This window comes from Enterococcus dispar ATCC 51266 (genome assembly GCF_000406945.1).
In the GTDB taxonomy this organism is placed as follows: Bacteria; Bacillota; Bacilli; order Lactobacillales; family Enterococcaceae; genus Enterococcus_C; species Enterococcus_C dispar.
Genome location: NZ_KE136354.1, coordinates 1,225,507 through 1,246,536, shown reverse-complemented (window position 1 = coordinate 1,246,536; position 21,030 = coordinate 1,225,507). Strand labels below are relative to the sequence as shown.

20 protein-coding genes and 1 tRNA gene are annotated in these 21,030 nt (G+C 36.8%); 17 read left to right on the top strand and 4 right to left on the bottom strand.

The window, feature by feature from the left end:
• Positions 1-64 precede the first annotated feature (64 nt).
• Both RK01_RS13720 and RK01_RS06120 read right to left on the bottom strand, forming a co-directional pair.
• Positions 65-211 carry a hypothetical protein gene (locus tag RK01_RS13720; RefSeq protein WP_016172419.1) on the bottom strand — a complete coding sequence of 49 codons (147 nt, stop codon included), beginning with the start codon at positions 209-211 and terminating at the stop codon, positions 65-67.
• A 95-nt stretch (positions 212-306) separates the two neighbouring features.
• On the bottom strand, positions 307-663 hold the full coding sequence (locus RK01_RS06120; protein WP_016172418.1) for a DUF4828 domain-containing protein: 357 nt from the start codon (positions 661-663) through the stop codon (positions 307-309).
• A 126-nt stretch (positions 664-789) separates the two neighbouring features.
• Between RK01_RS06120 and sfsA the strand changes: the two genes are divergently transcribed.
• From sfsA to RK01_RS06065, 11 genes are all read left to right on the top strand, one after another.
• Positions 790-1,530: a DNA/RNA nuclease SfsA gene (gene sfsA / locus RK01_RS06115; RefSeq protein ID WP_016172417.1), complete on the top strand. Its 741-nt coding sequence runs from the start codon at positions 790-792 to the stop codon at positions 1,528-1,530.
• A gap of 65 nt (positions 1,531-1,595) precedes the next feature.
• Positions 1,596-2,618, top strand: a complete 1,023-nt coding sequence (locus RK01_RS06110; protein ID WP_016172416.1) for a Gfo/Idh/MocA family protein — start codon at positions 1,596-1,598, stop codon at positions 2,616-2,618.
• Positions 2,615-3,883: a DEAD/DEAH box helicase gene (locus RK01_RS06105; RefSeq protein ID WP_016172415.1), complete on the top strand. Its 1,269-nt coding sequence runs from the start codon at positions 2,615-2,617 to the stop codon at positions 3,881-3,883. The genes RK01_RS06110 and RK01_RS06105 overlap by 4 nt, the downstream gene beginning before the upstream one ends.
• A gap of 54 nt (positions 3,884-3,937) precedes the next feature.
• Complete coding sequence (locus RK01_RS06100; RefSeq protein WP_016172414.1) at positions 3,938-6,643, top strand: sigma-54-dependent transcriptional regulator; 2,706 nt, start codon at positions 3,938-3,940, stop codon at positions 6,641-6,643.
• A gap of 142 nt (positions 6,644-6,785) precedes the next feature.
• Positions 6,786-7,109 carry a PTS sugar transporter subunit IIB gene (locus RK01_RS06095; RefSeq protein WP_016172413.1) on the top strand — a complete coding sequence of 108 codons (324 nt, stop codon included), beginning with the start codon at positions 6,786-6,788 and terminating at the stop codon, positions 7,107-7,109.
• An 18-nt stretch (positions 7,110-7,127) separates the two neighbouring features.
• Entirely contained in the window at positions 7,128-7,460 is a 333-nt protein-coding gene (locus RK01_RS06090; protein ID WP_016172412.1) for a PTS lactose/cellobiose transporter subunit IIA, read from the top strand.
• Positions 7,461-7,588: 128 nt separating this feature from the next.
• Entirely contained in the window at positions 7,589-9,010 is a 1,422-nt protein-coding gene (locus tag RK01_RS06085; protein WP_016172411.1) for a PTS sugar transporter subunit IIC, read from the top strand.
• 171 nt (positions 9,011-9,181) lie between these two features.
• The gene (locus tag RK01_RS06080; protein WP_016172410.1) at positions 9,182-9,403 is read left to right on the top strand and encodes a hypothetical protein; all 222 of its coding nucleotides are present in this window, start codon (positions 9,182-9,184) and stop codon (positions 9,401-9,403) included.
• 74 nt (positions 9,404-9,477) lie between these two features.
• The gene (locus tag RK01_RS06075) at positions 9,478-9,672 is read left to right on the top strand and encodes a DUF3188 domain-containing protein (protein WP_244874954.1); all 195 of its coding nucleotides are present in this window, start codon (positions 9,478-9,480) and stop codon (positions 9,670-9,672) included.
• Complete coding sequence (locus RK01_RS06070) at positions 9,669-10,082, top strand: DUF3284 domain-containing protein (protein ID WP_016172408.1); 414 nt, start codon at positions 9,669-9,671, stop codon at positions 10,080-10,082. Before RK01_RS06075 ends, RK01_RS06070 begins: the two co-directional genes overlap by 4 nt.
• Before the next feature lie 200 nt (positions 10,083-10,282).
• Complete coding sequence (locus tag RK01_RS06065; protein WP_016172407.1) at positions 10,283-11,443, top strand: GNAT family N-acetyltransferase; 1,161 nt, start codon at positions 10,283-10,285, stop codon at positions 11,441-11,443.
• A gap of 34 nt (positions 11,444-11,477) precedes the next feature.
• On the opposite strand, the gene RK01_RS06060 is transcribed toward RK01_RS06065, so the two are convergent.
• Positions 11,478-11,551 (bottom strand) — tRNA-Arg (locus RK01_RS06060).
• Between the two features lie 272 nt (positions 11,552-11,823).
• Here RK01_RS06060 and RK01_RS06055 point away from each other — a divergent pair.
• Entirely contained in the window at positions 11,824-12,756 is a 933-nt protein-coding gene (locus RK01_RS06055) for a DUF7916 family protein (RefSeq protein WP_016172406.1), read from the top strand.
• A gap of 163 nt (positions 12,757-12,919) precedes the next feature.
• Here the strand turns inward: RK01_RS06055 and RK01_RS06050 are convergent, their stop codons facing one another.
• Entirely contained in the window at positions 12,920-14,254 is a 1,335-nt protein-coding gene (locus RK01_RS06050; RefSeq protein ID WP_016172405.1) for a Y-family DNA polymerase, read from the bottom strand.
• Between the two features lie 176 nt (positions 14,255-14,430).
• Here RK01_RS06050 and RK01_RS06045 point away from each other — a divergent pair, with 176 nt between their 5' ends.
• From RK01_RS06045 to RK01_RS06025, 5 genes are all read left to right on the top strand, one after another.
• Positions 14,431-15,552 carry a baeRF6 domain-containing protein gene (locus RK01_RS06045; protein ID WP_016172404.1) on the top strand — a complete coding sequence of 374 codons (1,122 nt, stop codon included), beginning with the start codon at positions 14,431-14,433 and terminating at the stop codon, positions 15,550-15,552.
• Positions 15,553-15,900: 348 nt separating this feature from the next.
• On the top strand, positions 15,901-16,101 hold the full coding sequence (locus tag RK01_RS06040) for a cold-shock protein (RefSeq protein ID WP_016172403.1): 201 nt from the start codon (positions 15,901-15,903) through the stop codon (positions 16,099-16,101).
• A gap of 259 nt (positions 16,102-16,360) precedes the next feature.
• Positions 16,361-19,111, top strand: coding sequence for a helicase C-terminal domain-containing protein (locus RK01_RS06035; RefSeq protein ID WP_016172402.1), 2,751 nt, complete (start codon positions 16,361-16,363; stop codon positions 19,109-19,111).
• 81 nt (positions 19,112-19,192) lie between these two features.
• A complete protein-coding gene (locus RK01_RS06030) occupies positions 19,193-19,696 on the top strand; it encodes a cell wall elongation regulator TseB-like domain-containing protein (protein WP_016172401.1) in 504 nt (167 codons plus the stop codon).
• A gap of 90 nt (positions 19,697-19,786) precedes the next feature.
• Positions 19,787-20,980, top strand: coding sequence for a pyridoxal phosphate-dependent aminotransferase (locus RK01_RS06025; protein WP_016172400.1), 1,194 nt, complete (start codon positions 19,787-19,789; stop codon positions 20,978-20,980).
• Positions 20,981-21,030 lie beyond the last annotated feature (50 nt).

Below are 21,030 nucleotides of genomic sequence, written 5' to 3'. Positions count from 1 at the left end.
TAAGAATTAGTTGCGAAGTATCCCTCAACTAATCTTATGCGGCGAACAGCCTTATTTGATAGCGTTAATTACGATGGTGACTTTTTACACGAACAGGAACTTTTTCCAATTGATTTTCGTCATTAATATAACGAAAAACTGCATAGGCTGAAATGCCCAATAATACGACCAAACTAAACATGGTAAATAATGTAATCATCGTTGCAAGCATCAGCAAAACCCTCTTTCTATAAGTTACTTGGCTACGGTTACAAATCCTCACAATTAGTATAACAATAATTATCTAATCAAGCCACTGGAAAGCTTCTATTTATCTTTTTTTGCTGTTTCCAGTGTTAGTCTATGACAACTACCGTCAATTTCTGTTTCATCATAAAAGTACAATTGACCCTCTTTTAATAGAAAAGTCAACTTATATCCCATGGCATCTAAAAGGACTAGGCGCTCAGGAGTCAATTCCACTAGTACAGTCTTGACTGGTCGAGAATTTCGAGTGAGGTGCCATTTTTCATCAATGGTAAAATGAACTTTTTCTAAAGGCGTCTGATAAAACCAACTTCCAATAAAGACAGAAGGCTCTCGTTTATTTTTATGTAAAAAAATGGTACCGACAATACCAGTTACAAGAGATAGTCCTAGCAGTAAGGGAAAATGCTTTTTCATCAGATGCCTCTCCTTTTTCTAAGATGGTTGTAAGTATAGCATAGGATGTTTTTTAATCCCTCAGTCTAAAGTTGGAGATTGTCGGGTTTTCTTTTTTTTGTTAGGATTTAGCTAGTAGGTGAGAAGATGAAGTACGAAAATATCAACATGGCACATTTCATTATCAGAGACAATCGTTTTATTTGTCATTGCCGATTAATCAAAAGTAATGAAGTAGTAACTGTTCACGTCAAAAATACCGGACGGGGCAAAGAAGTGTTGATAGCTGGAGCTTTAGTAGCTTTAAATTATCAGCCAAGCCCCACTCGCAAAACTGACTACGATTTAGTTGCGGTAAAAAAAGGATTGATGTGGATTAATATTGATAGCCAATTACCTAACAGTTTGGCTTATGAAGGGATTTTAAGCGAAAAAATTTCTTTGCCTCATTTTCCCGGCAAACTTATCTCCTTAAAAAGAGAAGTGACTTATGGTAATTCTAAATTCGATTTATTTGCCACCAGTGATGCGGGTGCTAAAGCTTTTATAGAAGTAAAGGGGATGACTTTGGAAAATAAAGAGGTGGGAGCTTTTCCAGATGCGCCAACTTTGAGAGGTTTAAAACATGTGAACGAACTTCAAGTAGCACATGAGAATGGCTATTTTACTTATGTGTTGTTCATTGTTCAATTTGAAAAGATTAGGCTTGCGACAATTCACACCCAGATGCAACCTCGGTTAGCAGAAAGTTTCGCACTGGCAATGGCAGACGGCGTGGAAGTTTTAGCGTATAATTGTAAAGTGGAGCCTGGGGAGGTAACTGTCAAAAAACAGGTGCCCTTTGATTTAACTTATCCTTTTGTTGATCCCAATTCACAGGAAAATTGAAATGATTCATAGCAATAATTTTTGCTGTTTTTTTATGAACATAAGAAAGTGAAGGAGTGGTAAATATGATTAATTTAGGTATTATTGGTACAAACTGGATTACCCATCAATTTGTAGAAGCAGCCCTAGCAACTAAAAAATACGATTTGGTGGCTGTTTATTCCCGCTCATTGGAAAAAGCTCAAGAATTTGGCAGCCGCTACCATGAAGATATAGAGTATGCGACGGATTTGAAAACTTTTTTCAATTTGGCCCATCTACACACGGTTTATATCGCTTCTCCCAATGCGTTGCATTTTGAACAAGCTAAAGCGGCGATCACTGCTGGAAAAAATGTGATTGTTGAAAAACCAGCATTTTCTAACCCAGCAGAAATGGATGAAATAATTGAATTAGCGAATCTGCATAATGTATATTTTTTTGAAGCAGCACGAAATATTCATGAAAAAGCATTTGATACCATTAGTGACTTTTTACCGTTAAAAGACCATATCATTGGGGCAAATTTTACCTTTATGAAGTATTCTTCTCGATATGATGCTGTTTTGGCTGGACAAGAGCCTAATATTTTTTCACCTAATTTTTCCGGTGGCTCGATTATGGATTTGGGTGTTTATCCATTATATGCGGCTTTAGGCTGGTTTGGTGTTCCCAATGAAGGCCATTATTTTGCGCGCAAAATCGCCACTGATGTCGATGGGATTGGGACTATTATTTTACGTTATGATCTATTTGATGTTACGATTCAACAAGGAAAAATTGGGGATTCTTTCTTACCCTCCGAAATTTATTTTGATAATGGCACCTTAACCTTAAATGGGGTTAATTCTTTTGAAAAAGTAGAGTTTTACGATCGTAATGCCAAAAAAAGATTACTCTTACCTATTACTTTAAAAGAAAATCCAATGGAAGAAGAAGCACTGGCGTTTGCCAATGTGCTGAATAATCCTACCGATAAAACTCAAGGTGTGTTATATGAAGAATGGGTGGAGCTAGCACGAAATGTAAATCAATTAATATATGATCTACGTCAGCAAGCAGGTATTACCTTTACTGCTGACCAAAAAGATGAGGGAAAAAATTCATGATACCAGAAAACTTACCAGAAGCACTTTTGCAACAATGGCAAAAAGCCGAGTATAAAGATGCATCCTTAATTCAAGAGCGGGTCTTCTTACCTTTAAAAGAAAGAAAAAATGTAGTGGGAGTCGCGCCTACCGGTTCTGGCAAAACAGTTGCGTATTTACTGCCTATTTTAATGCAACTAAATCCCAGCAGTGGTAATCAGTTATTGATCTTGACGGCATCACAGGAATTAGCGATGCAAGTCGTTGAAACAGTGCGCTTTTGGACTGAAAACATGGCGTTAAAAGTACAACCGTTAATTGGTGGGGCTAACACCAAACGACAATTAGAAAAGTTGAAAGAAAAACCTGAAATTTTAGTGGGCACAGCCGGACGCGTATTAGAATTGATGAAAACGAAAAAAATTAAAAGCCATCAATTACAAACTGTCGTTTTTGATGAAGCAGATCAGCTATTAACGGGACAAGCACTAGAAATTGCCAAGGGAATTTTGCAACATCTCGATAAATCTTGTCAATTGAATTTCTTTTCTGCCACTGCATTGGCTGTTTTACCAGAAATTAAATCATTTACACAGGATAATTTTACTTTAATCGATGTAACCCAAGAAGATGAAAGCCAAGGGGAAGTTGCCCATTTGTATTTAATCACTTCAAAACGTAAAAAAGCAGATACACTACGAAAATTACTTCACGTTAAAGATTTTCGCAGTTTGATTTTTTTCAATGAAGTAACAGAACTGGGAGCAGTCGCCGAGAAATTACAATTTCATCATTTACCAGTAGCCACTCTTGCTTCAGACCAAAACAAAATGTTGCGTAAGACTGCTTTAAACGCTTTTAGAGAAGCCAAAATCAATGGTTTGTTAACTACAGATGTGGCTGCTCGGGGACTAGATTTGGCAGACTTGCCAATGGTAGTCAACGCCGAAATTCCGATGGATGATGCGAGCTACTTGCATCGGGCTGGCCGGGTTGGACGAATGGGAAAAAAAGGAACTGTAATTACATTAGTGGCTGAAAACGAATTATCGTATTTAAAAAAGATGGCGAAAAAATTGGCACTACCACTAACAGAAATTTTTCTCTATGAAGGGAAATTCGTCACAGAACGTCCTGTTATGAATGAAAATGAGAAAAAATCCCAAAAGCCAGCAAAAGAAAAAAGTCGTGTGCCACAGAAAGTGCACACTAACGAAGAGATGAGCAAAAAGAAAAATAAAAAACGACACAAGAAACAAAAAAATATTGGAAAAAGGCGCGTTTAGCGCCTTTTTTTGTGCTATTCTTAGAGTGTAAAAAATTTAGGCAAGGAGCTTGTCATGAATTCACGGAAAGAAGAAATTTTACACACATTAGAAATGCGCAAACAAGGAATGACGGCAGTTCAAATTGGAGAGTTATTAAATATTGATCGGACCAATGCCAGCCGCTATTTAAATGAACTGGCAAAAGAACAGCGAATCGTTAAAAATTCGGGGCGTCCTGTCATTTACGAGCCTTTATCTGAAGAACAAGTTCATGTAGACAATTCTTCCGCGGTGACTTTTGATGCTTTGGTGGGAGAAAAAGGGTCCTTAAAGGTGGCTATTCAACAAGCAAAAGCGGCAATTTTATATCCTCCAAGGGGGTTGCATACGATTATTTTTGGCGATACCGGAACGGGAAAATCACTTTTTGCGGAGTGTATGTATCAATTTGCTTTAAAATCGCAAACATTAAAAAAAGATGCCCCTTTTGTCTCCTTTAACTGTGCCGATTATGCTCAAAATCCACAATTGCTATTTGGTCATATCTTTGGGATAAAAAAAGGCGCCTATACAGGAGCAAATGAAGACAGTCCGGGCTTAATTGCAAAAGCGGATAATGGAATTTTATTCCTAGATGAAATTCATCGCTTGCCTCCGGAAGGACAAGAAATGTTGTTCACTTTTATTGACAAAGGTGTGTATCGACCATTAGGAGAAAGTAATAAAACATTTGAAGCCGCTGTCCAAATTATTGGTGCAACAACAGAATCATCGGAAAATTTTTTAACTACATTTAATCGACGAATCCCAATGTCTATTACATTACCCAGTATTAAAGCCCGTTCATTAGATGAACGTTATGAAATTATAACTTTATTTATCAAACAAGAAGCTAATCGACTAAAACAAAAAATTGAAGTAGAACAAGATGCTATTATCGCTTTTATGCTTTATCAAGCAGAAGGTAATATTGGTCAAATCAAACGAGATTTAAAACTGGTCTGTGCCAAAGCATTTTTACATTATCGGACCAAACAACAAAATACGCTTTTAATTCGAAAAGAAGATCTATCTTTGCCGGTACAAAAAGGTTTATTAATGCGGAAAGACCATAGTGAAGATTTGAAACAGTTCTTAGAAGGAAAAGGCAGTCTGCTTAGTTTTGAACCAGGAGCAACTGAAGTCGTTTGGAGTCACGATCCAGAACGAAATATGCAAGTATATAATGCGATTGAAGAAAAAGTCACGACTTTGTCTAGCCAAGATTTAAATAATGTGGATTTAGAGCAATTGATTTTAGGTGATGTCGATGCATATTTTGAAACCTATGTAGAAGAATTGACCCAAAGTTCGTTGCACAAAGAATTATTACCAAAAGAAATTTGGCAGTTGACCAGTGAGTTATATGAAGTTGCCGAAGAACGTTTAGAGCGAAAATACAATGAAAAAGCACGTTTTGCCTTTGCGCTACACTTACAAAGCACTATTGAGCGGTTAAAAGACGGCCACACAATTATTCATCCTGATTTAAATAATATCCGCAAAAACTTTAAACAAGAATTTCAAGTTGCACTTGATTTGTCGATGATTATTGAAGATCGTTGTCAAATTGAAATACCTTTTGATGAAATTGGTTTTATCAGCATGTTTTTATCCATTCAAGTGGGACAAAATACACCGCTGCCCGAAAAAAATGTTGAAGTTATCGTTTTAATGCATGGCAAACAAACGGCAACTTCTATGCTAGAAACGGCACAAGAATTGTTGGACACAAAAACGGGAGTCGCTTTTAATATGAGTTTGGATATGGAAGTTCAAACCATTTACAATCAACTGCTGCATTATGTGCAAGAAAATGCTGATAAATGGAATGGCGGCATCTTATTACTGACAGATATGGGCTCTTTGAATTCCTTTGGTGATTTGATTTATGAAGAAACAGGTATCCGGACCAAAGCGGTATCCATGACAAGTACAATGGTTGTCTTAGAAGCTTTGCGCATGGTAGATATGGGAAGAACGCTAGAAGATATTTATCAAAATACACTCTTATCTTTTAAAGCAATTGTAAAAGATGAATTTAATTTGCATAAGCAAAAACAAAAGAAAGCGGTTGTGGTGACGTGTTTTACCGGGGAAGGGGTTGCAAGTAAACTTTACGACAGAATTATACCGGTTGTCGATCAGGCGCAAACAGAAGTGATTCAAATGCAATTTATTGAAAAAAATGCTTTCTTGCAGCACATTGATGCTCTGATGACGGAATATGATATTAAAGCAATTGCGGGGACAGTAGAAATTGATTACCAAAATATACCTTTCTTTTCAGCTTATGAGCTATTTGATAACGCACGATTGCGTGTATTAAAACAAATTGTAAAAGATGAAATTCCATTAGAAAAGATTGGAAAATCGTTACAAGAGGCATTGACGAGTGTCAGTGGAGTTGAGCAATTGATACTGCAATTACAACAACTTTTGCATCATGTCGAAGGACAAATGCATGCTGTTTTAGAGCCGAGTGTGGACGCGGGGATTATGATACATCTTGCTTTTCTAGTTGATAATTTACGCAATGGCGGGACTTCGCGGCGATTTGACAACCTAGATGCTTTTCAACGAAAATTCCGCTTGGAATGCGATTTACTAAAAACAAGCTTAATGCCAATTGCTAAAAGTTATCAAGTAGAATTTAGCGATGATGAAATTGCCTATGTTGTACAAATGATTCAACGAAATAAAATCAGCAGTGAGTATGCGCTTACACGCTATGGTTAGTGTGTGACTAGTGTGTGAAATCTGTGTATAAAAGAACAACGATTAAAACGCTTTAATAACAGTGTTTTAATCGTTTTTTTATTTTGGCATACTTCTTGCATTATAGTTAAGTGTAAGACAAATGAAAAAGAGGTGAGATAAAATGGCAAAAGAAACAATTATGTTAGTTTGTTCAGCAGGGATGAGTACAAGTTTACTTGTCACAAAGATGGAAAAAGCTGCCGAAGAAAAAGGAATTGATGCAGATATTTTCGCAGTCTCAGCATCTGAAGCAGACAATATTTTAGAAGAAAAAAATGTTGATGTATTACTGCTTGGCCCACAAGTTCGCTTTATGAAAGCGCAATTTGAACAAAAAGTTGCACCAAAAGGCATTAAATTAGATGTTATCAACATGGCGGATTACGGCATGATGAATGGTGAAAAAGTTTTAGCGCAAGCTGAAAAATTGATGAATGAAGAATAATCGTAAGGAGGGGATTTTGTGGAAGAACAACAAAGCTTAGAAGCTATCATGGGTTTAATCATGTATGGCGGGAATGCAAAAAGCGATGCGATGGAAGCTATTCAAGCCGCTAAAAAAGGTGATTTTGAATTGGCTGATAAAAAAATTGCAGATGCAGAAAATTCTCTGACTGAAGCACATCATTCACAAACAAATATGTTGACCCAAGAAGCACAAGGAAAACATGTGGCCGTGACACTTTTGACTGTTCATAGTCAAGACCATTTAATGACAGCTATCGCTGTGACTGATTTAGCAAAAGAAGTTATTGATGTTTATCGCAGAATGGCTGAAATGGCCTCTGAAAAATAGGCATTCGGCTCAATTTATCAAATTGTTAGTTTACTGCTGAGCAGGTGAGCAGTTTAATTCATCTTTTTTCATAGTGGTTGTTTGTTAAAAAGGTGGCACCTGTAATCTTTTTACTAGGAGGAAATAAAATGGACGCATTAACAGCGTGGTTAGAGAAGCACGTGCTTCCAATCGCAGCAAAAATTGGGGCCCAAAAACATTTAGTTGCTTTGCGGGATGCCTTCATCGGCACAATGCCAGCAACAATGGCGGGGTCAGTAGCCGTTATGATCAACGCAATTATTCGTGATTTACCTGGTCAGTTCATCTCAACTTGGGGTGCAAGTATTGCTGAAGGAAAAGGTATTTTTGCTCTTATTAGTACGATCATTACAATTAATGGTTACGTTTGGAATGGTACATTAGCAATTGCCGGGATTATCTTCGCCTTTTCATGGGGCTTTAACTTAGCCCGTGCTTATGGTGTCAATGATTTAGCCGGTGGTATCGTTTCGCTTGCTGCTGCTATTTCTGGTGTGACATATTCATACTCAGGAACATTAGCACAAAAAGTTCCTGCTGATTTGATGGATCAAATCAATGCAAATTCTGCTACAAGTGGTTGGTCTGCAACTGCTGATGGCATTACTGCAAACGCTTGGGGTTGGATTCCGTTAAACAATATGGATGCCAACTTCTACTTTACAGCAATGATTGTCGGTTTTGTAGCAAGTATTATTTTCTGTAAATTAATGTTAGCTAACATTACAATCAAAATGCCAGAACAAGTACCACCTGCAGTATCAAAAGCTTTTGCGGCAATTATTCCAGCAACAGCAGCTTTATATGTAGTAGCAATTTTCTACTGGATCTTCTCTAAATTAGTTCCAGGTATGACATTGTTAGCTTGGATTCAAGAAATGATTGCTAAACCATTATTAGGTTTCTCACAAGGTTACGGTGCTGTGTTAATCGTAACATTGTTTGTCCAACTATTCTGGTTCTTCGGAATTCATGGTACCAACGTATTGGCACCAATTCTAGAAGGTGTCTTCTCTGTAGCACAACTTAAAAACGTTAACTTGTTCCAAGAAGGCGGTATGTCTGCAGTCTTAGACGATGGTTACAAATGGGTTCGTGGTTCATTTGATATTTACGCATGGTTTGGTGGTGCCGGTGGTACATTGATGCTACTAATCGCAATTTTAATCTTCTCCAAACGAGCTGATTACCGCGCAGTAGGTACATTAGGTGTCGGACCTGGTATCTTCAATATCAATGAACCGGTTATGTTCGGGATGCCAATTGTATTAAACGCATTATTATTCATCCCTTATATTCTAGCTCCATTAGTATCTGTTTCAATTGGTTTCTTTGCAACACAAGCTGGTTGGGTAAACCCAGTATCACAACAAGTTGTTTGGGTAACACCACCAATCTTAAATGCATTATTAGCAACAGCAATGGACTGGCGCGCAGTTGTCGTATCGGTAATTTGTATGGCAGTGACTTTTGCAATCTACACACCATTTGTAATTGCAGCTAATAAAGTACAACCAACTGATCTTTAAAATTGTTAAAGAACTGTTTTCGCTTCCAAAGAGGTGGAGGCAGTTCTTTTCTTCTAATAGAAGTTGTGAGAAAATAGTGTTGAAAATGGTATTCGTTTTAGATGATAATAAAAGTTTTGAGAATTACTTATCAAGTATCACGATTAGTTGAAGTTATGAGGAGGAATTGAAATGATTAGTATTGCCAGTGCAATGCAACAAGAGGAAATTAAAAAGTTATTAGCTGATTACAGTGAAGATGGCATCAGTTATACATTTAAAGAAAAAAAAGGAATTAAATTATACTTTGATGTAACAGGAGATGCACAAAAAGCAGCAGCAACTGCTAAACAATTAATTAAAGCGCAACCTTGGGGAACAGTTTTGTATTTTCAAGCAGCCGTAGAAGGCTAAGAAGTAGAATAATTTGTAGCTTGACAACGTGAACTAAACTTTTTCAATTGGTGACAAAAGTAGGAAGTAGGATGATGAACATGGTAAAAAACGGCTTGTTTTTATGCAGTATTGGCTTTTTAATCACAATCTACAGTTTCAGTGGGCCGAGTCAACAAATGAATGTGGGGCGCTTGATTGTAGGGTTAGCGTTTGTCTTAGTTGGTGGTGTCATGATTTGGCGTGAGAAAAAGACCACAAAAGAGGATGAAAGAGGCGATAAAGCATGAAAGTAGAAAAAAAACTGAATACTTCAGCAGAAAATTTTTATGACAAAATGATGGACTCAGTTATTTTTGATGTTCGAAAAGCAACTGGAAAATCAATTACCCGCAAACAATTAAAAAATCTAACATACGTCAAGCAATTCTCAAAAAACAGTAGTGCTAAAATTGTCATTGAAGAACTTGTTGAAAATCGTATTTATCAGTTTAAAACTTCCACTAGCCGTAATGAGTTTGTTGTCCGCTATGAAATTACGCCAATTGACGAAAACAAATGTCAGGTTATTTATAACGAAAATATGAAATCCTTTGGTTTTATGCAGCAGATGAATGATATGTTATTAGGTATTATGTTAGGTTTTTTCCGGAAACGCCAATTTGGTAAAATGTTGGAGAATATGGCAAGTGCCAATTAAAAAGGGGTCTGCGGACACCTTTTTTGCTTTTATAAGGATTTTTGAAAGATGAAAGCGATTATACTCCAAGTATAATTGGTTCATAAAGTAAGTAACTTTTTCGAAGAGAACATAAATTTTAAGAAAAAGTCCAAAGAAGGGTCAAATATCGGCAGTCTAGGATAAATTAAGAGGCTTTTGCTTATTTTGGAGGGATTTTTGTGGCAGTCAGAAAGATACAAGGGGACTTTCAACAGATGTTTGATTTAGCTGCTTATGCTTTTGGACAAAATAAAAGCGTGGCACAAGTAGAGCGGTTTGAATATTTAGCTCGGAACTCGCAAAATTATGGTTCTTTTGCCGATGAAATTTTAGCGAGTCAAATAATGGCTACCCCTTTTTTAGTTAACTTTTGGGAACAAACTTTCAAAATGAAAGGAATTGGTTTTGTTTCTACTTATCCAGAATTTCGGAAACAAGGACGTATCGATACTATTATGAAACAAATTCTACAGGATAGTTACGACGAGGAGACCCACCTGGCTTATTTGGCTCCTTTTTCATATCCATTTTATCGTCGCTATGGCTATGAGTCTGTTTTTTTGCAGATTCGGTATGAATCACCTGTGGAGAAATGGCCATTTGGTGACCAAAAACAAAAGGGTGTCCGTCGTGTTTCTTTTCTGGCCGCAAAAGAAACAATTAAGAAAATTTATCAAAAAAGTGATGAAAGCCAAAAAGGCGGTATGCTAAGAGAAGACTGGTGGTTGCGTTACAAATTTGAATTACACAAAGATTTCAATTTTGCGTTGTATGAAGAATCAGGTGAACCCAAAGGATATGTTGTCTATCAAATTGTCCAAGATAAGTTGGAAATTGTTGAATTAATTGCGTTAACACAACTAGGCTTTACTGCATTACATGCATTTATTAAAGCTCATAGTGGTACAGTGAAAGTGATTGGTTGGAGCTGCCCATTTAATGGTGAGACAAAATTGCTACAAGTTTCTAATCCCCAAGTGGAAGTAAAAATATTGCCATATATGATGGCACGGGTGGTCAATGTTCTAGCATTCTTAAAAGATTATCCTTGGCAAAATAAGATCAGCAAAAGTTTCACAATCGAAATTGTCGAAGATACTTTTCTACCAATTAATAATGGGTGCTATGAAATTATGCCAGAAGGTAGTGTTAAACAGGTTCCAAATAGTGAGTTCTCACATATAAAAGCAACTCCCCAAAGTTTTACACAATTATTTTTAGGCAGTGTTCCGCTAAATAAACTCCTTGCAGCAGAAAAAGTTGTCATCGCTAAAGACTTTGCTGAACAGTTAGCAGAACTTTTACCAAAAGGAAAACCATTACTAGGCGATTATTTTTAGACAAAAAAAGAAGCCCCCAAAAGGACTTCAACAACGTTCCCGACTGGAATTGAACCAGCGGCCTGTCGCTTAGGAGGCGACTGCTCTATCCGACTGAGCTACGGGAACATAACCACGTAGAAACTACTATTGCGTTAATATCTTAATAGTAGTGGCAACCTGTTATTCAAAGGCTAAATACCTGTGTCCAAGTATAACGCATTATTCCTAATCAGGTCAATTGTTGCTTAGCCATGTCATAACGGTGGACATTTCTGCTTAAGGGAGCTTTGTATTGGCTAAGGAAGAATCATTTCAGATAATTTATTAATTCAGGTAAATACGATTATTTTGTGATGTAACAAAGGATGCGAACCATCCGTAAAGAAAGAGGAAGAAAAATGGTAAAACGATTAATTAGTGCAGATTATAGTGATGTCAAAAAAATGAGTGCGCAAGAATTGAAACAATCCATCAAAGCCAGTGAAGGACGTGTCATTGTAACGGAAACGGTTGTTCAAACAATCCCTCAAGCCGGTGATATTACCAATGCAGAAGTGGCAGCTTCTTTTGGCGCGGATCTTATTTTATTAAACGGTTTTGATTGTTTTCGTCCGGTAGTTTTTGGTATGCCCAATTTAACGCCAGAAATGGTTTTTGATGAAAATACGGTGATTGAAAATCCTATTCCTACTTTAAAAAAATTAACTGGCCGACCAATTGGAATTAATTTGGAACCGATTCCAGCAGATTTAGATTTAATGAGTGAACAAGTTGTGATTTCAAAAGGCCGCACAAGTTCCCTTGAAACGATTCAAGAAGCAGAAAAACTAGGTGTTGACTTTATCTGTTTTACTGGAAATCCAGGCACTGGAGTCACCAATGCAGCAATTGCGGATGCAGTGAAAATAGCCAAAGAAAATTTTTCAGGATTGGTTATTGCTGGCAAAATGCATAGTGCCGGCTCAAGTGAAGCCGTGGTAACAAAAGAAGCTGTTATGGCTTATGCCAAAGCAGGCGTAGATGTTTTATTGCTGCCAGCTGTGGGGACGATACAGGGCTTTTTAGAACAAGATTTAATTGAAGCCGTAAAATTGGCAAAAGAAAACGACTTATTAACAATGACTGCAATTGGAACCAGTCAGGAAAGTGCACGCCCCGAAACATTACGCCAAATGGCTATTACCAATAAAATTTGTGGTGTTGATTTACAACATATTGGCGATGCTGGTTACGGTGGGATGGCACCTGCAGAAAATATTTTCGAGATGTCTGTGGCTATTCGTGGCATGCGCCATACTTTAAATCGTGTTTCCCGATCCATCAATCGTTAAATAAATGCGTAAAATAAGAAAAAACTAGTTCGTGAAGTGATAGCCAAACTCATTGGTATATCCCACTTCTTTTTGGTTAAAAAATATAATTCCTTTTCTTATAAAAAAACTACTTTTGGTAAAAGTTCAATTATCCAAAAGTAGTTTTTTATTGCGTAAGCTTTTATAAACCGTCTAAGCCGCCGGCACCGCCATTATGACCACCGACTAAGTGACTACGGGCAAGACTGCGTGCACCATCTAATTTACTTGTGGCATGGATAATGGCAGCAAAACCATACTTTGCTCGAATTTTATCAATTGTTTTATCTAAGCGTTCTTCATTTATTTGGACTTCTGGTGGTGAAAATAAATTTAGTTGCTTGGCATTGGTAAAAATAAGTTGGGAATAGCTGACTCCAACATGCCTGACAATTTGACCCGTATAATATTGGCGAAAAATTGTCAGACAATGGTTTACTAATGATTTAGTATTATCAGTGGCTGTAATTTTCATTTGATGGGAAAAGCTATCTGTTTCTTTACCACGGCTAGTCCCAATATATAATGCGACACATTGGGTTAAACAATTGTGGCGGCGAATACGAATAGCAACTTGTTCGGCCATTTCTTTTATGACTGTTTCAATCTCACTTTGATGGGTATAATCTTTTGGCAAAACTTGACGATTACCATAAGACTTTTCTTTGGTCGGAGGGACTTTTTCCGAAAGGATAGTGCGATCAATGCCGTTAGCGTGATAATACAGTTGCAGACCTAAAATACCAAAATGCTGTTGTAATAGGTTAGGTTCGCTGTTAGCAAGCTGTCTAACACTATCAATACCTAATTGGTAAAGTCTTTTTTTCATGCGATTTCCTATTCCCCAAAAATCAGTTAATTCGGGAATAGACCAAACTTTAGTTAAAATATCTTGATAGCGTATTTCGGCGATAAAATTTGTATTATATTTAGAAAAATTATCCAAAGCCAATTTTGCTAAAAGGGGATTGTCGCCAATTCCAATCGATAAAACTAATCCCAATTTTTCTTTGACTTCGTTTTGGATATGGCAGGCTAGCCGCATGCGTTTCATGTAACGAGATTCAGTAGTGTCAGGATAAAAGAGATTTAAAGAATGAGTGACATCCAAAATGGATTCATCAATAGAATAAGAAAGTAAATCTTCATCGGTAACATATTGCTGGAAAATTTCATTAAAACGCACATTTTCTTTAATATATAGACTCATGCGAGGAGGAACTTTCCACAGGGTGGGATCATCTGGTAAATTATCGGCACGCGTGACATTGGTTATTCCTAGTTCATTTTTTGCGGCTGGCGAAGAAGCCAGAATTAAGCCGTTACCGGTATTATCTTCACTACTCATCACCACTAGACGCGTAGTTAAAGGATCTAATCCGCGCATAACGCACTCAACTGTTGCGTAGAATGATTTCACGTCAATAAATAAAATATCTTGAATAATTTCTTTCCGGTAATCAAAATTAGCAGTCATCTCATCACCTACTTTCTCTATTCTATTATACGAACATGCGTTTGTTTTTGTAAAGAGAAACTCGCAGCGTCCATTTAGATAAATTTTAGACAAAGGTCGTATTACTTTATGTAAAAATGTAAGCGTGTTACACTTTTATTGTAGTGTTATTCATTATTTTTAGGAGGTAATGTTTTATGACCAAAGTTGGAAATGAAGTTTTGCAGCAGTTAACTGCTGATCTTGAAAAAGGGCCTTTTGTTACGATTATGCTAAATACACATGTTGCCCATCAAGATGTAGAAAAAGATCAAATAAAATTTAAAAACTTTGCCAAAGAAGCCAAAAAACGTTTTGAAAAGAAATATCCTGAAAAAGAATGGAAAAAAATTCAAGATAAAATTGATGTCCTCTTAGCAGATGCTTCCTTCTGGCGCAGTGGTACTAAAAGTGTTGCCGTTTTCTTATCACCCGAAGAAACGCTAGTTCATCGCTTGAACATTGCCGTAGATGATCAATATTATGTAGGCGATTTACCATATTTATTGGCATTTATTAAAAATGGTCAATTCAACTATACTTACTACTTGTTAGCTTTAAATCGTGATTCGATGAAACTTTATTTTGTCGATAATAAAGAAATCAGCGAGGTCACTTTACCTGAGGGGGCCCCAATTGATGTGAAAACTGCTTTAGGTGATGAGTTAACCGGGGGAAACTTGAATTACAGCTCACAGGGAAGCCAAGCCGGCTCCAAAGAAGGTATTGCTTATCATGGTGTCAATGCCAAGGATGAAGAAGTGGAAATCGATTGGGTCAACTATTACCAGGCGGTAGATACGTTCTTTAAGGATACGTTTAAAAATCCCGAAAATTATCCACTTTATTTGTATGCTTTGCCAGAAAATCAAACGATGTTCAAGAAGTACGCTAAAACTTCCTATTATCGCTCTGATGCAGCTATATCGGGCTCACCAGCACAAGTAGACATAAAAAAAATTAAAGAAGATTTAAATGAGATTACTACAACTTTATCACAAACAGAAGTCGCTTCTTATCAAAAACTTTTGGATAAAAAATTTGTAGATCAATTGCCAGATATTGCTTTGGCAGCTAAAGAAGGCCGCATTTCCCATTTATTTATCGCAACTTCTAATCTCGTTGATGGTTTTGGCGAAGATCCTGATACCGAATATGATCGGCGCCAAGTTTTGAACAAGTTGGCAGCAGACGTGGTCAAAAATAGTGGTAAAGTCTTCATTTTAGATCAAAAAGATGCACCAGATGAAAAGAGTTTAACCGCGATTTTGCGGTATTAATTAAAGTTAGATCTAAAAAGACCGTTTCGTACGAAACGGTCTTTTTAGTTTCTTGGAGAGCTATTAGTTATCAAAAAATAAATTACGGTTTATTAAGACTACGCAAAAAATAGTTGAGTGAGGCTCTAATCCCACTGTTCATCATGTTTTTAGAATTTTTATTAATTCTTCTTAACATTTAGTCAAAATAAATTCGCTTTTATAAAATATATGTGGTACAATTCTTTTTGTAGTTATTGTAAAGGTAATTAATGGCAAGCTTGTTTCATATTTAAACATCTTCCACTTTTTCACCGGATACAAGGAATTGCACAAATACGTGTGTTTCACACAAGGAGGATTTTTAATATGCAAACAGGTACAGTTAAATGGTTCAACGCAGACAAAGGTTTTGGTTTCATTACAGCAGAAGACGGTAACGATGTATTCGTTCACTTTTCAGCTATCCAAGGCGACGGCTTCAAAACTTTAGAAGAAGGCCAAGCAGTAACATTTGATGTTGAAGAAGGTCAACGTGGCCCTCAAGCAACAAACGTTAACAAAGCTTAATTTAAATTAAACTTATAAGCCTGACGAGATTTCTCGTCAGGCTTTTTTTTTATGGTCAATTTACGAAAAAGTATTTTGCTTGTATCTCTTATCATGCTTCTTTTATTTTTTAGTCAGGAGATGGTTTCGTATTTTTTTCAGGCGCCAATACATTCTCTTTTTATTAAAAGCAGGTTTTTATTTCATGACTATTGAAAAAATAGTATAATTCCAAAAGAACCTTTATTACGATTATCAATTTACTAGGAGATGGCTGATCATGAACCGAAATACAACGTATGCCGTGGTGGATATTGAAACAACAGGTACCGACCCCAAAGTTGATCACATTATCCAAATTGGCTGTGTTTTGATTAGAAATGGCCGTCTAATCAATCGTTTTGCTACTGATATTAATCCGGGAAGAAAGATTCCCAAACAAATTCAAAATTTAACGCATATCTCAAATGGTCGCGTCCAAAAAGCGCCTTATTTTGAGGATGTAGCATTTATTATCGCGGATCTTTTAGCGGATACGGTTTTTGTAGCGCATAATATTTTTTTTGATTATCAATTTTTAAATGCTGAACTAAAGCGTTGTGGTGTGACCCCACTGAAAATTTCTGGCATCGATACTGTAGAATTAGCGCAAATTTTTTTACCTGAGGAAAGTAGCTTTCGGTTAAGTGATTTGGCGGAAAGTTTTGGTTTGCAACATGATAATCCGCATCAAGCCGATAGTGATGCAGAAGTTACTGCAGCACTATTGCTCTATATTGAAGCGGTAATGCGGCAATTGCCGTTAGTAACGCTACAGACTATCAGCGAATTGGCGATACTAACAGCTATGCAGACCGGTGACTATATAAAAAATATTTATCAGCAACAACTAAAGGAAAACCCACTATTGTCAGAAGAGTTGGAAATAGTTGCAGGGATTGCTTTAAGAAAAAAAGCCATCACTTTATACGAAGATAGTTATTATCAAAAAAAATATCCTCAAAAGAAAAGCCAAAAAGAAAAGCTCTATCAAAATGAATTATCTTTTCGCAAAGAGCAGGCTCGTTTAATGAATTTAGTCTATCAGCACTTTACCCAAGATGAGACAAAAGATTTACTAATTGAAGCAGCGACTGGCATGGGCAAGACAATTGGCTATCTGCTACCAGCTAGTTTTTTAGCCACACCCGAAAATCCCGTTATCGTAAGTACAGTATCTTTATTATTACAAGAGCAAATCATAAAAAAAGATATCCCTCTACTTAATCGTTTTTTAGAGCAAAAAATACAAGCGGTTGTAGTGAAAAGTAAACGGCATTATTTAGACTTGGCAAGATTTAAACAAACGTTACTTAGTCCAGTATCGCAAAAACAATACGCTCTTTATCAGATGGCGGTTTTAGTATGGTTAACAAAAACCACAACTGGAGATTTTGGCGAACTTAATTTAATTAATTTAAACCATCTCTTCTTTCAAGATGTGGCGCATCGTGGGGTGAATTATTTATCACCTAAGTCGCCTTTTTATCCCCATGATTTTTTAAAATTTTTGAATAGTCAAATGCAAGAAAGTAATTGTTTAATTATTAATCATGCTTTTCTCGCTCAAGAAAGTTTGCGCCAAGAACCATTATTACCACAATCTCCTTATCTTATTGTTGATGAGGCACACCATTTACCTACAATCTGCGAAAGAATTGCTGCTGAATCTTTTAATACATTTTCTTTTGAGAAGAAGGTACAGCAAGTCTTAGGTGAGGATGGTCTTTTTGCAAGACTCGATAACTGGCTAAAAGAAGAACTTGAGGGAAAAAGATTGGTAAATCTCTTGCAAGAAGAGTTGAAGGAACTTGGAGCTAGTTATGAGATGCTCGCAGATTTATTAGCTCAAGAGTTAGCGGAGCATCAAGAGATTGTTACGGCAGAAGATTTTGTTAAGTTTGATAAAAAGACGATGAAGTGTTTCAAAAAAATTGAACTGTTTTTGCAGGAAAGTGCTGAAATTCGAGATAGTTGGCAACAATTTATTCAGAAACGACAGTTTGCTTGGGGAACCATGGCACAATTTGATTTTGCAATTTTAGATGAGCTATTCAATGATTTAGCCAAACATAAAAGGGTCATGCAACGTTTTTGTCATGATTTTACGCCACGTTACATTCATTGGGTATTAAGAAGAGAAAATCAGCATGGTTTGACTTTTCAAGTGACTGATTTTGAAGCGGCCATTTTGCCACAGACAAAATGGTATTCTCGCTTTGAAAAAATTGTTTACATTGGAGGGGCTTTAAAACTTACCAAAGATCGCAATTTATTTGCCAAAAGATTAGGATTGCCTGCTGCCAATTTAAAGATTATTCCTGCGCCTTTTGATTATGATAAGCAGACAGAAATTTTAGTTCCTATTAAAGCTACCCATATTCCGCAGCTTTCTCCGAGTGAATATAGTGATTTTTTAGCTGAAAATTTAACAATCTTATTGAAAGATTTTAATCGCCCCGCGCTAGTATTATTTACTTCTCATGAAGTTTTACAAAAAGTATATGAAAAGATGCATTTAAAATTTTTGGAAAATGGACGAGAAATTCTCGCACAAGGCATAGGGGGTAGTCGAGATAAACTGTTGAAGCGTTTTAGCCAAAGTGATGCAGGAATTTTATTTGGGACCGATAGTTTTTGGGAAGGGATTGATTTGCCGGGGGAACAGTTAGAATTAGTCATTGTAACGCGCTTGCCTTTTGAAAATCCCAAGCGGCCATTTGTTCATGCCCGCTACGATTTTTTGAGTTCCATTGGAGCAGATCCTTTTTATGAGGAATCTTTGCCAAATGCGATGTTGAAATTACGGCAAGCTTATGGACGCCTGATCCGCTCCCCTAAAGATCGAGGTGTGATGGTGGTTTTAGATAGACGCTTTGTAAATACCACCTATGGGAAACAATTGCGACAGGCTATCCCTAAAAAAGTTGTCATTAACGAACTGTCACTATTAGAGATGACCTTGGAGATTACAAAATTTCTAAAAGATTAATGGATTTTGTGGGATTGAAAAACTTTTTTAGTTAAAATCTGCTATAATTAAAAGCAATTATCACAAAAGGAGCGTCAACCTGTGAAAAAAAACTTGGCAAAAGAAGAACGCCAGGAACTGATTTTGTTTATTATTTCCGGTGTTTTAGTCGTAATAATTGCATTGGGCATTTTGGGTTATCTGAAAGCACAAAGTCCGATGCAACAAGCAAAAAAAGAAGCGACAGCTTTAGCAAAAAAACACACTGACTTAGTGAACGTAGACGAATTTTACTGGTATAACCGGCAACAAACTTATTTTAGTTTAATTGGCAGCGATAAAAAAGGACAAGAAATTGCGGTAATTGTGCCAAAGTCCGGCGATAAAATTACGGTATTGCCGCAAAAAGAAGGTATCACGGCTGATAAAGCAAAAGCTTTAGTTAATAATACTTTTCATAGTCAAACGGCTAAAAAGGCGGAACTGGGTATTTATGATAAAAAGCCTGTTTGGGAAGTCATGGCTACTGACAAAGCGGGGCAGATTACTTATTATTTATTGTCCTTTGAAAAAGGAGAAGAAGTAAAAGTTATTAAAGATGTGTAAGTCAGAATATTGTTTGTTATTCCGAAAAAATAATTTCGGTTAAAATAACCGCTTCACGAATTTTTTAATTTTGTTAAGGAGATGATGAGTATGAAATTATCGCAACGGGCCCAAAAATTAGAACCATCTGTCACCCTGGCAGCGGCAGCCAAAGCAAAAGCATTAAAAGCTCAAGGTGTAGATGTTTTAAGCTTAACAGTTGGTGAACCAGACTTTACTACACCTGAAAACATTGAAACAGCGGCTATTGCTGCTATTACTTCTGGCCAAGCAAGTTTTTACACCCAATCTGCTGGTATTCCAGAATTACGTCAAGCTGTGGTTGATTATATGAAGAATTACTACGGACTTGAGTATACGGTAGATGAAACGATTGTGACAGACGGCGCAAAATATGCGCTATATAACTTGTTTCAAGCTATTTTGGATAAAGGGGATGAAGTTATCATTCCGGTCCCGTATTGGGTTAGTTATGGTGAACAAGTAAAGCTAGCGGAAGGTACCCCTGTTTACGTAAAAGGTTCCTTTGCAAACGACTTTAAAGTTACTGTCGATCAACTGGAACAGGCACGAACAGATAAAACTGTTGCGATAATCATTAACTCACCTTCAAATCCTACCGGAATGATTTATACCAAAGAAGAATTAACTGCAATTGGCAACTGGGCCGTGGAAAATGATATTCTAATTGTCGCAGATGATATTTATGGTCGTTTGGTTTATGACAATAATGAATTCACACCGATTGCCACATTGTCAGATGCTATTGCTAAGCAAACAATTATTATCAATGGTGTTTCAAAAACTTATTCCATGACCGGCTGGCGAATTGGTTTTGCTGTGGGTAATGCCAAAATCATTAAAGCGATGACAACCATTGCTTCCCAATCAACAAGTAATCCTACGGCTGCTAGTCAATATGCTGCTCTTGAAGCTTTAACTGGTGATCAAAGTTCAGTAGAAAAAATGCGGGTTGCTTTTGAAGAGCGCTTAAACAAGTTGTATCCTCTAATTGCGGCAATTCCAGGTGTCGAAGTGAAAAAACCACAAGGTGCCTTTTATCTATTTCCAAATATCAAAAAAACAATGGCAATGTGCGGATATGATGACGTCAATGTCTTTGTAGAAGATTTATTAGAAGAAGGACATGTGGCTTTGGTCACCGGTGCTGGCTTTGGTGCACCAGAAAATGTTCGGATTAGCTACGCAGCTAGTTGGGAGATTTTAGAAGAAGCTGCGCGTCGCATGCATAAATTTGTTGAAAACAAACGCAATAAAGATTAGAATGCTAGAAGGAAATGCTCACAGTAATTACTGTGAAAGAATAGGAGAGA

Excerpts from the sequence above, each read along its gene's own strand:
- RK01_RS06040 (WP_016172403.1), top strand. The coding sequence starts at position 15,901 with ATGCAAACAGGTACAGTTAAATGGTTCAACGCAGACAAAGGTTTTGGT.
- RK01_RS06085 (WP_016172411.1), top strand. The coding sequence starts at position 7,589 with ATGGACGCATTAACAGCGTGGTTAGAGAAGCACGTGCTTCCAATCGCA.
- RK01_RS06110 (WP_016172416.1), top strand. The coding sequence starts at position 1,596 with ATGATTAATTTAGGTATTATTGGTACAAACTGGATTACCCATCAATTT.
- RK01_RS06080 (WP_016172410.1), top strand. The coding sequence starts at position 9,182 with ATGATTAGTATTGCCAGTGCAATGCAACAAGAGGAAATTAAAAAGTTA.
- RK01_RS06050 (WP_016172405.1), bottom strand. The coding sequence starts at position 14,254 with ATGACTGCTAATTTTGATTACCGGAAAGAAATTATTCAAGATATTTTA.
- RK01_RS06075 (WP_244874954.1), top strand. The coding sequence starts at position 9,478 with ATGAACATGGTAAAAAACGGCTTGTTTTTATGCAGTATTGGCTTTTTA.
- sfsA (WP_016172417.1), top strand. The coding sequence starts at position 790 with ATGAAGTACGAAAATATCAACATGGCACATTTCATTATCAGAGACAAT.
- RK01_RS13720 (WP_016172419.1), bottom strand. The coding sequence starts at position 211 with ATGCTTGCAACGATGATTACATTATTTACCATGTTTAGTTTGGTCGTA.
- RK01_RS06045 (WP_016172404.1), top strand. The coding sequence starts at position 14,431 with ATGACCAAAGTTGGAAATGAAGTTTTGCAGCAGTTAACTGCTGATCTT.
- RK01_RS06120 (WP_016172418.1), bottom strand. The coding sequence starts at position 663 with ATGAAAAAGCATTTTCCCTTACTGCTAGGACTATCTCTTGTAACTGGT.
- RK01_RS06055 (WP_016172406.1), top strand. The coding sequence starts at position 11,824 with ATGGTAAAACGATTAATTAGTGCAGATTATAGTGATGTCAAAAAAATG.
- RK01_RS06100 (WP_016172414.1), top strand. The coding sequence starts at position 3,938 with ATGAATTCACGGAAAGAAGAAATTTTACACACATTAGAAATGCGCAAA.
- RK01_RS06025 (WP_016172400.1), top strand. The coding sequence starts at position 19,787 with ATGAAATTATCGCAACGGGCCCAAAAATTAGAACCATCTGTCACCCTG.
- RK01_RS06070 (WP_016172408.1), top strand. The coding sequence starts at position 9,669 with ATGAAAGTAGAAAAAAAACTGAATACTTCAGCAGAAAATTTTTATGAC.
- RK01_RS06035 (WP_016172402.1), top strand. The coding sequence starts at position 16,361 with ATGAACCGAAATACAACGTATGCCGTGGTGGATATTGAAACAACAGGT.
- RK01_RS06105 (WP_016172415.1), top strand. The coding sequence starts at position 2,615 with ATGATACCAGAAAACTTACCAGAAGCACTTTTGCAACAATGGCAAAAA.
- RK01_RS06095 (WP_016172413.1), top strand. The coding sequence starts at position 6,786 with ATGGCAAAAGAAACAATTATGTTAGTTTGTTCAGCAGGGATGAGTACA.